Genomic DNA, 236 nt, shown 5'->3' on the forward strand with positions numbered 1-236 from the left:
GCAAGTCTCGCCACAATAAAGCTTATCAAGAAAAGCGAGGCAAGATTCCAATCCCCAACAAGATTCATGATCGTCCGCGAGAAGCTGACAACCGTGTAGAAATTGGTCACTGGGAAGGTGATACCGTGTTAGGCAAAAGCGGAAAGGCTTGTGTCGTTACATTGGTTGACCGAAAATCTCGTTACCTGCTTATTGGTAAAGCTGCTAAAAGAACTTCAGAAGCAGTCACGGATACT

The 236-nt window shown here is 45.3% G+C and carries 1 protein-coding gene; it reads left to right on the forward strand.

The features are described 5' to 3' along the window. A partial coding sequence (locus FD47_RS14895) for an IS30 family transposase (RefSeq protein WP_156404186.1) occupies nucleotides 1-236 on the forward strand: 236 nt, incomplete at both ends.

It is taken from the genome of Lentilactobacillus parafarraginis DSM 18390 = JCM 14109, from assembly GCF_001435895.1.
Lineage (GTDB): Bacteria > Bacillota > Bacilli > Lactobacillales > Lactobacillaceae > Lentilactobacillus > Lentilactobacillus parafarraginis.